The organism is Cohnella thermotolerans DSM 17683 (assembly GCF_000429825.1).
Classification (GTDB): Bacteria; Bacillota; Bacilli; order Paenibacillales; family Paenibacillaceae; genus Cohnella; species Cohnella thermotolerans.
In genome coordinates, this window is sequence record NZ_AUCP01000001.1 from 365516 (window position 1) to 378364 (window position 12849).

Annotated in this window: 12 protein-coding genes, 1 other RNA gene and 1 pseudogene; 3 read left to right on the forward strand and 11 right to left on the reverse strand. The window is 59.4% G+C overall.

The features are described from left to right. Positions 1–42: 42 nt before the first annotated feature. From G485_RS31400 to G485_RS0101815, 7 genes and pseudogenes are all read right to left on the reverse strand, one after another. Positions 43–210 (reverse strand): transposase, encoded by a 168-nt coding sequence (locus G485_RS31400; protein WP_169732281.1) that lies wholly within the window; start codon positions 208–210, stop codon positions 43–45. Positions 211–245: 35 nt separating this feature from the next. Beyond that, positions 246–592: pseudogene (locus tag G485_RS0101785) on the reverse strand (transposase); the annotation flags it as partial. A gap of 627 nt (positions 593–1219) precedes the next feature. After that, on the reverse strand, positions 1220–2455 hold the full coding sequence (thiI, locus tag G485_RS0101795) for a tRNA uracil 4-sulfurtransferase ThiI (protein ID WP_027091108.1): 1236 nt from the start codon (positions 2453–2455) through the stop codon (positions 1220–1222). Between the two features lies 1 nt (position 2456). After that, positions 2457–3611, reverse strand: a complete 1155-nt coding sequence (locus G485_RS0101800; protein ID WP_027091109.1) for a cysteine desulfurase family protein — start codon at positions 3609–3611, stop codon at positions 2457–2459. Positions 3612–3724: 113 nt separating this feature from the next. Continuing rightward, on the reverse strand, positions 3725–4447 hold the full coding sequence (locus G485_RS0101805; protein ID WP_051317947.1) for a lytic transglycosylase domain-containing protein: 723 nt from the start codon (positions 4445–4447) through the stop codon (positions 3725–3727). A gap of 125 nt (positions 4448–4572) precedes the next feature. Next, the gene (locus G485_RS0101810; RefSeq protein WP_027091111.1) at positions 4573–4788 is read right to left on the reverse strand and encodes a DUF1540 domain-containing protein; all 216 of its coding nucleotides are present in this window, start codon (positions 4786–4788) and stop codon (positions 4573–4575) included. Positions 4789–4881: 93 nt separating this feature from the next. Then, a complete protein-coding gene (locus G485_RS0101815; protein WP_027091112.1) occupies positions 4882–5385 on the reverse strand; it encodes a DUF3907 family protein in 504 nt (167 codons plus the stop codon). A 275-nt stretch (positions 5386–5660) separates the two neighbouring features. Between G485_RS0101815 and G485_RS24765 the strand changes: the two genes are divergently transcribed. The 3 genes from G485_RS24765 to G485_RS0101830 all read left to right on the forward strand — a co-directional run bounded on the left by G485_RS24765 (position 5661) and on the right by G485_RS0101830 (position 8988). Then, positions 5661–7598 (forward strand): S8 family peptidase, encoded by a 1938-nt coding sequence (locus tag G485_RS24765; protein ID WP_035154341.1) that lies wholly within the window; start codon positions 5661–5663, stop codon positions 7596–7598. A gap of 210 nt (positions 7599–7808) precedes the next feature. Next, positions 7809–8522 carry a DsbA family protein gene (locus G485_RS0101825; protein WP_035154344.1) on the forward strand — a complete coding sequence of 238 codons (714 nt, stop codon included), beginning with the start codon at positions 7809–7811 and terminating at the stop codon, positions 8520–8522. A gap of 25 nt (positions 8523–8547) precedes the next feature. After that, a complete protein-coding gene (locus tag G485_RS0101830) occupies positions 8548–8988 on the forward strand; it encodes a disulfide oxidoreductase (protein WP_027091114.1) in 441 nt (146 codons plus the stop codon). Positions 8989–9452: 464 nt separating this feature from the next. On the opposite strand, the gene rnpB is transcribed toward G485_RS0101830, so the two are convergent. The 4 genes from rnpB to G485_RS0101845 form a co-directional block, all read right to left on the reverse strand. Then, positions 9453–9929, reverse strand: an RNA gene (rnpB, locus tag G485_RS28190) — RNase P RNA component class A. 104 nt (positions 9930–10033) lie between these two features. Then, complete coding sequence (locus G485_RS0101835; RefSeq protein WP_027091115.1) at positions 10034–11149, reverse strand: Nif3-like dinuclear metal center hexameric protein; 1116 nt, start codon at positions 11147–11149, stop codon at positions 10034–10036. Next, on the reverse strand, positions 11116–11922 hold the full coding sequence (locus tag G485_RS0101840; protein WP_035154346.1) for a tRNA (adenine(22)-N(1))-methyltransferase: 807 nt from the start codon (positions 11920–11922) through the stop codon (positions 11116–11118). The genes G485_RS0101835 and G485_RS0101840 overlap by 34 nt, the downstream gene beginning before the upstream one ends. Next, positions 11919–12758 (reverse strand): hypothetical protein, encoded by an 840-nt coding sequence (locus G485_RS0101845; RefSeq protein WP_027091117.1) that lies wholly within the window; start codon positions 12756–12758, stop codon positions 11919–11921. Before G485_RS0101845 ends, G485_RS0101840 begins: the two co-directional genes overlap by 4 nt. Between the last annotated feature and the right edge of the window lie 91 nt (positions 12759–12849).

Genomic DNA, 12849 nt, shown 5'->3' on the forward strand with positions numbered 1-12849 from the left:
GCCATTTCTCGATTTTGGTCTATCGCCGCCTTCTTCAGCAAATTATGGGCAAGCGAAATCCCCCCGACCTCGAGGCTCACCTTCAGCAGGCCTTAAAGCAGAACGCCGGAATCCCCGGTTGTTCTTCATTTGCCCAAACACGCTTTCCGGCTCGATCATCCGCCTGACCGACAGCGTATAGCCTTCCTCGCTTCGGAGCTTCTCCCGCACTTGCTGTTTGTAGCGCAGATTTCTCAGACTGACGCCGCGAGAAACTGAAGCACATGCGTGAAGACCGTCTCAAGCACCTCTTTGATCCGCTCGGAGCGGAAGCGGTTGAGGGGCTGGAAGTACGGGCGCTGTCTGCCCGCACTCACATAAACATGACGTTCTCGCGGACGACTTTGGCGATCTGACGAGAGGAGTAGATCGGATGTAGGCGTAGATGATGCATCTTGGGGTGGTAGCTGTCTCGTCCGCCGCCGGGGTAGGCGGCAGCGAAGATCTGGTCGTCCAAGCGATTGACTGCCTCGCTGACGACATGATAAGGAGGGATGTCATCCTCCAAGCTCATTGGCAAGCAAAGCGGGTCCATGGTATATTGAATGTACAAAGAAACCTCTCCTTTCGTAATGGTTGCTCGTCACTTCCATTTTACCAAAGAGAGGTTTCTTTTTGTTTGGTTAGTTGAAGACAGAAGGGGGTGCCCTTTAGGTCAGTTTATGACCTTTTGGGACAGCCCAGTTCTCCGCAAAGCTCCATCGGCGCGTGGGTTTGTCCCAGATGGTCAAAATCGACGTCTGGGACAGCCTACTGCTCATTCCGTCGAACGCCGGCCAAAGAAGCTCAAAATCTGAGCTATATTCGCCCATTCCGCCGAACGCCGGCCAAAGAAGCTCAAAATCTGAGCTACATTCGCTCATTCCGTCGAACGCCGGCCAAAGAGGCTCAAAATTTGAGCTACATTCGCCCATTCCGCCGAACGCCGGCCAAAGAGGCTCAAATTCTGAGCTATATTCGCTCATTCCGCCGAACGCCGGCCAAAGAGGCTGTCCTCCCATAAGTCATGAAAATGACTGAGGGCTAGCCCCCTTACCTCCTGAAGAAAGCGGTGGTTGTGGAAAACAAGGCAAGCAAAAAGGCGGGATAAACGTTCTTCTCCCCGATGGCATCAAGAGGCTGACTCTCAGTAAATTTAGCTACTTTTGGGACGGCCCCTTTGAATTCGTATCGGGTTTCGTCAGAACCAGCGATCTTCTTCCGCCGGCGCAGCGGCCGCTTCGCGCGGCGCCGACCGTCCGGCCTCCGTCATAACGATCGTCTCGGTTCCTTGCACCGCCTCTTCGATCATCCGCTCCAGGTCGCTGCCCAGCACACTCTCCACCTTTTCTACGATGCGCAAGTTCGGGTTGGTCGCGGGCGACTTCGGGACGAACAGCGTGCAGCAGTCCTCGTACGGCAAAATGGACGTCTCGTACGTGCCGATCCGTTCCGCAATGCGGATAATCTCCTGCTTGTCCATCATGACGAGCGGGCGGAGCAGAGGCAGCGTCACCGTGCGTCCGATCACGTTCATGCTGCCCAGCGTCTGGCTGGCGACTTGCCCGAGACTGTCCCCCGTGACGATGGCGAGCGCTCCGCTCTTCTCTGCGAGCCGTTCGGCGATTCTCAGCATCGTTCGCCGCATCAGCGTAATAATGAGATGATCGTGCCCGCTCTGCGCCATGCGCGTCTGCAGCTCCGTGAACGGGACGAGATGCAGCTTGATTTTGCCGCCGTAATGGGCCAGCCGCTGCGTGAGGGTGATGACTTTCTCCGTCGCTTGCTCGCTTGTAAACGGATAGCTGTGGAAGTGCACCGCTTCGATCTCCAGTCCTTTGCGCATCGCCATCCAGCCTGCGACCGGGCTGTCGATTCCGCCCGAGAGCAGCAGCATCGCCTTGCCGTTCATGCCGAGCGGGAATCCCCCCGCTCCGGGGATGACCGCGCAGGACAAGTAAATGCCCTCCGGCTGGATGTCCACTTTAAGCTCCACGTCGGGATTGCGCACGTCGACCTTCAGCGCCGGCGTATTGCGCAGCACATGCGCGCCTACCAAATGGTTCATCTCCTGCGAATCGTGCGGGTACGGCTTCCACGCGCGCTTGACCGTAACCTTGAAGGTGCGCGGCGCGGGATCGAGACCGTTCATCAGCTTAAGGGCGGCGTCCCTGACCGCTTCCAGCGCATGCTCCGAGCGAACGGCGGGGCTGAACGAATGCACGCCGAAGACGTCCTTCAAGCGCGATTCGACCCATTCGAAGGACTCGCCGTTCAGGCGGATGTAGATGCGGCCGTAGGTGCGCTCGTATTCCAGCCGGGGCGATTCCGCCAGCGCCGAACGGATCCTGCTTAGAATCATCCCTTCGAATTTGGAGCGGTTCCGCCCTTTGATCGTCACTTCCCCCAGCCGAACGACAACGAGATCGTACTTCATATTAACTCCTCTCCAGCGGCTTCAGCTTGGAGACGACCGTCTTCAGCCGCTCCGCCAGCAGGTTGATATCCTCTTCCGTATGCTCGTCTCCCAGACTGATCCGGATGCTCCCGGACGCCCGCGACTCGTTCAATCCCATTCCCAGCAGCACCCGGCTCGGCTTCAGGCTCTTCGAAGAGCATGCCGATTGCGTGGAGACGAGAATGCCGTGCTCCTCGAGCATATGGACGAGCACCTCCGGACGCATGCCCGGATAGGAGGCGTTGACGACGTGCGGCGCGGACTCTTCTTCTCCCCCGGCCGCGTTCAGAACAAGCTCCGGAATTTCGCCGATCTGATCGATGAGCATGCGCCTCAGCGCATGCATCCGCCGATATCGTTCTTCCCGCGATTCCAGCGCCAGCCGAAGCGCCTGGGCCGTTCCGACGATTCCGGGCAGGTTGAGCGTTCCGCTGCGGATGCCGTCTTCCTGGCCGCCGCCGGTCAGCAGCGGCTCCAGCGGCGTTCCCTCGCGGACGAGCAGGAAGCCGGCACCCTTGGGTCCCCGAAACTTGTGCGAGGAGGCCGAGTACAGATCGACGCCCGCCGTCTGCCAATCGAACGGAATTTTGCCGACCGCCTGAACTCCGTCGACGTGAAAGCGCGTCTGCGGATAGGCCTTCAGCATTTGCCCGATCGCTTCGATCGGCTGGATGGCGCCGGTCTCGTTGTTGACGTGCATGACGCTGACCAGCACCGTCTCCGGGCGCAGCGCCGCTTCCACGTCGCGCACCGACACGCGTCCCGTCTCGTCCGCCGGCACGAACGTCACGTCGACGCCCAAGCGTTCGAGCTGCTTCGCCGTGTTGTATACCGACGCATGCTCGATGGCGGTCGTGATCAAATGTTTGCCCGTTCGGCGCGAAGGGCCGATGAGCAAGCCCTTGAGCGCCAGGTTGTTGCTCTCGGTTCCGCCGGACGTGAATACCACCTCATGCGGCTTCGCCCCGAAGCCGGAGGCGACGGCGGCCCGCGCCCGCTCCGCAAGCTTCATCGCCTCCGTCCCCGCCCGATGGAGGGCGCCGGCGTTGGCGTAATGAAGCTTCATCAGCTCGCTTACGGTGCGGATGACCTGCTCGTAGGGAGGGGTCGAGGCGCAATGGTCGAAATAGAGCATCTTCACCTTGAATTTCTCCTTTGTCCTGCATAAAAAAGATCAAAGCTAGATGACCGCATCCGCTTTGATCCCCATCACACGTATTCGATAGCCGGTTGCGGCGGAAGCCGCCGTCAAACCGGGGAAGTCCAAGCCTCGCGGGCCTGAAGCACTTTCCGAACATAAGCCTGCGTCTCCGAAGGAAGATCCTGCAAGCGGGAAGCGAGGTCTTCGTTCGTCCGCAGACCGAGACGGTCGACTCTGCCCGGACCCGCGTTGTAAGCGGCGACAGCGACTGCTTCGTTGCCGTCGTACTTGCGCAATAAATACGACAAATAGCGCGTGCCGGCGTCGATATTCTGAACCGGATCGAACGGATCCGTGACGCCGAGTCCCCGTGCGGTGTCGTCCATAAGCTGCATAAGCCCTTTGGCGCCCGCGGAAGAGACGGCATTCGGCCGGAACGAGGACTCCGATTGGATGACGCCCTTGATCAAGGCCGGATCGACGCCGTATTTGGCCGCCGCTTCTTGTATGAGATCGTCGTAAGCCGATGTAGAGCCGCTGTCGGCAGCAAGACGGGCGCTCATTCCGACCGTTCCGCCCGCACCGAACGAGAGCAATGCTCCCGCGTTCGGCGCAAGATCCGTCTCGAACAGCGACGAGCCGTTATCGGACAGCCCGGAAGGCGAAGACATCAGTTGACTTAGCAATAGAGCGAATGCGCCGTCGTTGTTCGGCTGCGAGGAAGATACGGACGTACTGTCGCCGCCGAACGGATCGATGCCCGACAAGAACTGCGACAGAAGCAGCTCCTTCAGAATGCGAGGATCCGTTGTTACTTTCATATCCGTCATGTATGGATCGCCCCCGGGTCGTTGTACCATCTCTCCCATTGTACAACAAGTCCCGGGGGCGCGAAAAGTCCCGTCTTTGTCAGACGGCGGATTGTCCGCCCAAGGTCCGAAGAACCAGGCGGGATCTACGATTTCTTCGGCTGGAAAGTCTGGCAGCAGGTAGAGGAGGAACGTTCGGCCGTATCGCGGTGTCCGCCGTACAGCTCGTCCGCGAATTCTTCGCCGCCTCTGCCGCGGCCCGCGTGTGCGTCGATCTCGATGGCGATCTCCTTGGCCCCGCAACGGTTCCCTTCGCCCCAATAAGTGCAATTGCTAACGCTGCATGCGACGCCTTGCGGCATGAATCATTCACCCCCCGATCGTATTGTGCGCACCGCCGGAAGCGGTATGCGGATCGGAGGGTGGAGGTTTGCGGCAGATTCGGACGGTATTCCTTATTTGGATTGGCCCAGCATGCGGCGCTGAGTCAAATATTCGCTCTCGTAATACGACAGATCGTCGCGCAATTCCTCGTACACCCGCGAAACGTTCAGCACGACGTCCCGGACGGCGCGGACCGGCTTGGCCCGGAAACGGATGGCGTCTTGCCCGGTATAGGCGTAGCGCCCGTCTTCGGAGTACCCTTCGTTCTTCGGATAGAAGAAAGCGTTGACGCATTGATGATAAACCTCGTAGAGGGTGCGTTCCGCCAGTTCAACGTCGAAATTCGGCCTGCGCAGGATGGCGCCGAGCTTCTCGTAAGCCACTTCGGAGAAGACGAGCAGATGGCGCAAATCCGACAACAATCCGGCGTGAACGGCGATCGATTCCTTCGTGGAATCTTCGTTCGTCAATTGCGGAAGCGCGTATCCGTTCAGAAACGTCTCCAGTTCTTGAATAGCCGTTTTCAATTTCTCCCTGGTGGATTCGGCAATCGCCTTTACGTTGGCGGTTGGCATAAATGGCTTTCCCCTTTCGTTTTCCACAAGCCTGTTCGAGTGAAGTTCACAGTGTCTGATCGGTTGGTGTTGGCGATGATGCCCGAGTTTGCCATTCGGATAATCACAAAAATTCGCTGCTGAACGACGCGGCGAAAAATCAACATCATCGTACCACAAATCGGACCGAAACGGTACTGCGAGACCGAAAATTCCAGTATAATTTTGCCCTTCCTCCCCAAGCTAACCTTAGTCCGTCATACGGAATGAGGTACGTCAAAAAGGAGGCTGGGCGGATGCGCCGCAATGCGTTGATCGGATTGTTGTTTACGATAGCCGTCGCCGTTTTTGTCTTTCCGCTGGTCGCTCCTCCGAGAGTCGCGAAATCGCCCTCTCCCGCGCCGAGTCCCCACGCGGTGTCCCCCGCCCGGAAGCCGGCGATGGAGGAGAAATCCGCCAAGCGCGCAACTGTGCGTCAAGATATGGAAGCGACGGAAAGGCTGTGCCGAATCGACTGCGCCCGCGACGTGTCACGGTTCATCCGGGAGCATGCCGCCGTTCGAACGGGCGACCGGTCGGCGCATTTGCGCCAGGTCGTTCGGGAGCATCCCCATATGCTGAGCGTCTCCTGGACGTCGGCCGGCAAGACGATTCGCGCCGGGCAGGTTCCGGCCGGCTTGCGGCAAGCCGCCGCCAGCCATCTGGAGCAAGCCCGGCTCGCCCTGAAGGAGGGGCGCTCCTACGAATCGCCGACGTTCAAGTACGGCGGCAAAAGCCATTTCGTACTCGCGTTGCCCGACCGCAAGCGCGGAGACGGCGTGACGGCGCTCGTCTGCACCGACGTCGTGCAGGAGGTCGAGCGCCATCAGCGAAGAAATATGCGCCTCGTCCCTTATCCGGCAGAAGGCCGGTACCGGATCGAATCGGTCGTGCCGAACACGAACAAGGACACGACGGTCCGAACCGGCGAAGACAACGGCAACGTGAGCCATTATGCGGTGGACGAAGTCGTCGTCAAGTTCCGCTCGACGCTGACGCCGAAGCAGCTGCTGGCGCTGCGCAAGGAACTCGGTCTCACGGTCGTCCGCCATCGCGGTCCGACGTATTTGTTCCGCTCCGGCAAATACAAGATGGATGAGCTGAAGGCTTATTTCGCCAAATGGAATCCTGTCTACGTCGAACCTCACTACCTGTATTTGACCAACGACACGACAGCGGGAAGTTATAAAGCGAAAGCCGATGGTGGCAATGCCCAGGTTATCGTTCCGAACGACACGCTGTACGGCAAATACCAATGGAACTTGCCGGAGATCGCGACCGAGCGCGGCTGGAACGTGACGCGGGGCAGAGACGACGTCATCGTCGCGATCGTCGACACCGGCGTTCAGTCCGACCACCCCGATCTTAAAGGCCGGCTCGTTCAAGGAACGAACATTATCGACCCGTCGAAGCCCCCCGACGACGATGTCGGCCACGGCACCCATGTCGCCGGCATTATCGCCGCCGAAGTGAACAACAACGAAGGCATTGCCGGGATGACGTGGTATACGAAAATTATGCCGGTCAAGGCGCTGGACAGCTCGGGGGCGGGCACGACGTATTCGGTGGCGGAAGGCATCATTTGGGCGACCGACCACGGCGCCGACGTCATCAATATGAGCCTGGGCAACTATGCCGAAGCGCAGTTTCTGCACGACGCGATCAAATATGCTTACGATCACGGGGTCGTCCTGGTTGCGGCCAGCGGCAACGATAACACCGACCGTCCGGGCTATCCGGCGGCTTACCCGGAAGTGTTCGCCGTGGCGGCCACCAATTCGGACGAGTCCAAGGCCGAATATTCCAATTACGGCGATTATATCGACGTCGCCGCTCCCGGAACGTCCATCGCGAGCACGTACCCGGGCAGCCGGTATGCGGCGTTGTCCGGCACTTCGATGGCAAGCCCGCACGTAGCCGCGCTCGCCTCCCTCGTGCGGTCGGCGAATCCGAATCTCGGCAACGCCGACGTCATGGAGCTGCTGCGGCGGACGGCCAAAGATTTAGGCGCGAGAGGTAAGGATAACGACTTCGGCTACGGCCAAATCGACGTGAACGCGGCCGTCGAAGCGGCGAGCGGCAGAAGGACGGCGGAGTCGTCGCAGAAGGAAGCAACCCCGCCGACGCTGGAGACGGGCGAAACGCTCGCCGACTATATCCGCCGCGAGATCTCATGGCTGTTCGGCGGCGGCTGAGGCGGATCGATTGGTCGATCCCTGGGCTTGGACTTCGGCCCCGCGATTCGCAATTAGCTCGCGCAAGAACCGGAAAGGAACGCAAGCTCCTTTTCGGTTTTTTTGTGAAAAAATGGGCCCGTCTCATGTATTTTTAAGGTTTTGCATGTACAATAAAAACTGGGCAATTACGCTCTCATCGGTTCCGAAGGGAAGAAAGGAAGAAGACCATTGCAGAAAGCGCAGCGCAAAGCGCAAAATAAGCAGCTTAGACAAAAACAGCAGCAGCAAAAACAAAAGCGCAACCGCATTCTCATTTGGGCGACCGCCGTCGTAGTCGTCGCCTTGATCGTCGTTGCGTTCGCGCTCAAGCCGAAGGAAGCGCCCATCGCCATCGATTACGATCAGGTGCCGACGCTGGGCTCCGCCGATGCCAAAGTCAAGCTTGCCGAATTCGGCGATTTCCAATGCCCGACGTGCCGGCTTTTCAGCTTGAGTGTACTGCCCGAGATCAAGAAGAACTACATTGACAAAGGGCTCGTCTCGATCTCGTTCCTGAACTATACGATCATCGGTCCGGACTCCTACACCGCGGCGCTGGCCGCCCAATCGGTCTACCATCAGAACAAAGACGAATTCTGGAAATATTACGACGTGCTGTACAAAAACCAGCAGGACGAAAACAGCGGGTGGGCTACGACCGACCGCCTGGTCGAATTGGCGCGGAACAACGGCATCCAGGTCGATTACGACAAGCTGCGGTCGGATATCGAGAACAAGACGTATGCCGACGAAGTGGACAAGCAGAACAATCTGGCGGAGCGCAAGCGGTTCCCCGGCACGCCGACCGTTCTTCTGAACGGAACGAGGCTGACTGACAATCAGGCCCTGCAGGCAGACCATCTCAAGGCCGAGATCGACAAGGCGCTTGCCAAGGCCAAATAGACTCTAGTAACGGAGGAAAAGCGGCGTGGCTGCATGGTTACGGAATTACGGCCTCTATTCGGCCTGGCTCGTCTCGCTGGTCGCTACCGGGGGCAGTCTTTTTCTGAGCGAAGTGATGCATTACATCCCTTGCAATTTGTGCTGGTTTCAAAGAATTTTTATGTACCCCTTGGTGCTTCTGCTCGGCAGAGCGGCGCTGCGGGACGACCGCGGCATCGTCGGCTACGCCTTGCCGCTCAGCGTCATCGGCGGCTTATTCTCGCTCTATCACTATATGGAGCAGAAAGTGCCCGGAATGGCCGGCATTGCGCCCTGCCGCACAGGCGTTCCTTGCAACAAGGACTATCTGGACTGGTTCGGATTCATTACCATTCCTTTTCTGGCGCTGATCGCTTTCGCGCTCATTACCGCCATTCTGCTGCTGATCCGGCGGACGCCGGAGGAAGCGGAGGAAGTCGAGGCGTAAAGGGATATGTGCCTGAGGCGCGAATGACCGCTCTAAGAGCGAAAATCAATCTTACAGGCTCCGCTCGTGCGCCACGGGCCGCTCTAAGATCGAAAATCGATCTTGCACGCACCGCCGGACGCTCGCCGGCTTCCGGTCGCGTTCACAAACTGGGATTGAGCTATCCCCATCGCCTAGCTAACGAACCGTGTTGTTCTTATCGACCGTGCAAATGGTGTTTTACGAGACTAACGAACTTCAGACACGCTAATGGGTCGAAAAATCGAGTGAATGCCTCCGATTGATGGGTATAGCGATGCTAGAGTTCGTTACAATTTCAAAACCCGTGGTTTTGACCGAATAACGTTCATTGGATTCGTTAGCAACGAAATGCCTGTTTTTTCAAGGCTTCGCCTCACATACGAATCCGTCATTCTCTAAATTTAAACCCCCAAGGCCAACGCCTTGGGGGTTTAATGAACATGCCGGAAAGTTTGCCGTAAGCCGGGTTCTGTACTTCCGGTGGTATCGCGGACCGGGCGGTCCTCCCACGGATGGAAGCGACAATCATCTATCTAGGCTTGCCGTTGCCGACAAGCTCAAGCGACCAACCCGAACGCGCCCCGGGCAAGGGCCGCGGCCTCGAAAGCCGCTGCGTTCCTCTCGGTCTTGCTCCAGATGGGGTTTACCAGGAACAGGGTCGCCCGTGTTCCTCGTGGTCTCTTACACCACGGTTCCATCCTTGCCTGTGCCCATCTCCCAGTGGGGCCCCCGCAAAGTAATCGGAATCCGCTTCGAAAGCGACACGTCACTTTGTGGAGTTTTCATAGGCCATCGGCGGTCCATTTCTGTGGCACTATCCTTCGGCTCGCGCCGACTGGACGTTATCCAGCATCCTGCCCTGTGGAGCCCGGACTTTCCTCTCGCGGCACGAAGCCGCCAGCGATTGTCTGTCAAACTTTCCGATGTGCAACGTCTAGTATAACGCGAATCGGCTTCCGACACAACGGCAATGATTAGCGGGACTGGAACTTGACTGTGACGTTGGCCAAAAAAACTGCCAGAATTAACGCAGCTTGAACGGCTCCGTATTGACTTTGGACGCGATCGCCTCGGTCGCGTATCCTTTCTCCCGCAGCCTCTCCTGCAGCCATTCGGCCGTTTTCGGCTTCATGATTTTCTCCGCGTTGTGCCCGGGGTCCACGATCGCGAGACCCATCGCGTCGGCGTCGTGAGCGGTGTGATAATCGATGTCGCCGGTCACGAGCACATCCGCTCCCGCGAACTTGGCGTGCCGGATATATTTCCCCCCGGAGCCGCCGAGCACGGCCACTTTGCGCACGGAGCGCGAGCCGTCCCCGACGATGCGGACGAACGGCACGTCGAACGCCTTCTTGACGCGCTCGGCGAACGCGTCCAGGGTTTCCGGCTGCGGCAAACTCCCAACGCGGCCGAGCCCGAACGAGCGGCCCTTCAAATCCATCGGATACAGATCGTAAGCGACCTCTTCGTAAGGATGCGCCTTCAGCATCGCCTGGATAACCGCTTTGTGCACGCTGTGCGGCACGACGGTCTCGATCCGCACCTCCCGCGCCCGCTCCAGCTTCCCTTGCTGCCCGATAAAAGGATGGGTTCCTTCGCGCGGCAAAAACGTCCCCGTTCCTTCGACGTTAAAGCTGCAATGGCTGTATTGGCCGATCCAGCCGGCGCCCGCGCGAAATATCGCGTCGCGAACGATATCCTGGTGATCGATAGGGACGAACACCGCAAGCTTGAACAGCTTGTCGGTATGAACCTCCTCCAGCACGTCGCGGCCTTCCAGTCCGAGCGCCTCGGCCATCCAATCGTTCATGCCGCCCTCGGCGGTGTCCAGGTTCGTATGCGCCACGTACACTGCGATGTCGCGGCGCAGCAGCGAAGCCATGAGCGACCCCTCCGGCGTATCCGTCTGCAGATGCTTCAAGGGCCGATATAGCGGCGCATGGTGCGCGATAATGAGCTCGGCGCCCAGCTCCGCCGCTTCGTCCGCGACCGCCTGGGTGACGTCCAGCGCCACCAGCACCCGCTTGACCTCCTTGCGCAGCGATCCGATCTGCAGGCCGATCCGGTCGTCCGGCACCGCGTAATGCTTCGGCGCCAGCTTCTCCATCAATTGAACGATCGTCTCTCCCCGGGCCAGCATGCGAGCACCTCCTTAATTTTTCTGTTCGTCTCTTCCCAGTCCCGCGCCTTGGCGGCGGCCTCTTCGGCCGCGGACAACCGAAGCCGGCCGACGATGGCCTCCCGCTTGGCCAGCTCCGCTTCCCACTTCCGTCGGAACGCTTCGTCCGAGCCGCGCAGCAAGAGCGGGCCCATGTCGTAGATTAGCGCTTGCGGAATTTCCGGACAGCCGGGGCCCAGCAATCGCTCGTCGTAAAGCTCGGCATTGCGCTTTGCCGCCTCCGCTTCATCCTTCCGGACGGCCTTGAGCAGCGTGTACGTCTCGCCGTCCTCTTCCACCAGCCGCTCGCCCTCCAGCACGTACGCGTGCTGGACGAGCCAGCGGCGCACCTGATCCTCCGCCACGTGAGGCGACAAAATGAGCGTGCCGACGCCATCCAGCCGGCTCCCTGCCGCATCGAGCAGGCGCACGATCAGGCTGCCGCCCATGCCGGCGATGCACACCGTATCCGCTTCGTCCGGCTCCAGCACCGTCAGGCCGTCTCCTTGCCGCACCGACACGACGTCCGCGAGCCCCGCCGCCGACACTTGGCGGCGCGCCGTCTCGACCGGCCCGCGATGCACGTCCCCGGCCACCGCGGACGCAACTTTGCCCGTCGCCGCCAAAAAAACCGGAAGCAGCGCGTGATCCGTCCCGATATCCGCGAAGCGGGCGCCTGCCGGCACCCACTCCGCCAACGCCGCGAGCCGATCGGACAGCTTCACGCCCGCTCCGCTTTGTTTCGCTTCCGTCATCCTTCCACAACCCATTCCATCCATTGTTTTCTGAACCGGTACATTCCGAATCCGAGCAGCGCCGTCTTGATCAGCAATTCGATTTGAATCCATTCCGGACTGATTCGATACACCGCGGAATAGAGCTCCGGCATAAACCAGAGCACGAGCGCGTTCGCGAACAGCACCGTCCCCGCCGAACGGAACTTGACGTGCACGAACCAGCTCAACCACCCGAACAGCAGCGAAGCGGGCAGCCAGAACAGCTGCACTTCGATCCACGAAGGATGCGGCACCTGCCGCGCCAGCATCCAGGCGTACAGCACGATGATCGCGAGCCAGCCGAACCAGTGGAGCAGACCGAACCGCACCGCGATGCCGCAACCGATCCAGACGAGCGCGCACACCATGAGCAGCACGACGGGCCCCGCACCGGTCAGCCAGCCGTGCAGATGCAGCAGCCGGGCGCCCGCTCCAAACAGGAACAACATCCCGGCGCCGAGAAGCAGGAACGAGCGAAGCGGCAGCTTATCCCGCCACCAGGCTCCGCCGGCGACGAATCCCGCCGTAACGAGGCCGATCAGGCCGATTTGCAATGCGAGGGGAAACGCGCTAAAATGGAGTACAACCAAGCAAATGACGGCAAATATTCCAAATGCAAACAGCCAATGTTTGCCCTTGGCTTGCCCGATTTTTTGCACCGCCGCTCCCACAATATTTTTCGGGCGATCGGCCGGATCGTCCAAATATAAATTTTGCAGAAAGTCGCAATATTGCTCGGGCAGCATTTTGCCCCGTCGCCATGATTCGATCTCTTTGACGATCAGCTTCTTCTTCTCATCTTCCGATAACGGCATCCGATTCCGCTCCTCTCGCCGACCGTTCTGGAACAAAAAGACCTTCAACCGTCTCGGCAGAAGGTCTCCCAACCAGGCTAATACCTGTATC

Coding starts and splice junctions, on each gene's coding strand:
- thiI (WP_027091108.1), bottom strand. CDS start 2,455: ATGAAGTACGATCTCGTTGTCGTTCGGCTGGGGGAAGTGACGATCAAA.
- G485_RS0101800 (WP_027091109.1), bottom strand. CDS start 3,611: ATGCTCTATTTCGACCATTGCGCCTCGACCCCTCCCTACGAGCAGGTC.
- G485_RS0101805 (WP_051317947.1), bottom strand. CDS start 4,447: ATGACGGATATGAAAGTAACAACGGATCCTCGCATTCTGAAGGAGCTG.
- G485_RS0101810 (WP_027091111.1), bottom strand. CDS start 4,788: ATGCCGCAAGGCGTCGCATGCAGCGTTAGCAATTGCACTTATTGGGGC.
- G485_RS0101815 (WP_027091112.1), bottom strand. CDS start 5,385: ATGCCAACCGCCAACGTAAAGGCGATTGCCGAATCCACCAGGGAGAAA.
- G485_RS24765 (WP_035154341.1), top strand. CDS start 5,661: ATGCGCCGCAATGCGTTGATCGGATTGTTGTTTACGATAGCCGTCGCC.
- G485_RS0101835 (WP_027091115.1), bottom strand. CDS start 11,149: ATGCTGGCCCGGGGAGAGACGATCGTTCAATTGATGGAGAAGCTGGCG.
- G485_RS0101840 (WP_035154346.1), bottom strand. CDS start 11,922: ATGACGGAAGCGAAACAAAGCGGAGCGGGCGTGAAGCTGTCCGATCGG.
- G485_RS0101845 (WP_027091117.1), bottom strand. CDS start 12,758: ATGCCGTTATCGGAAGATGAGAAGAAGAAGCTGATCGTCAAAGAGATC.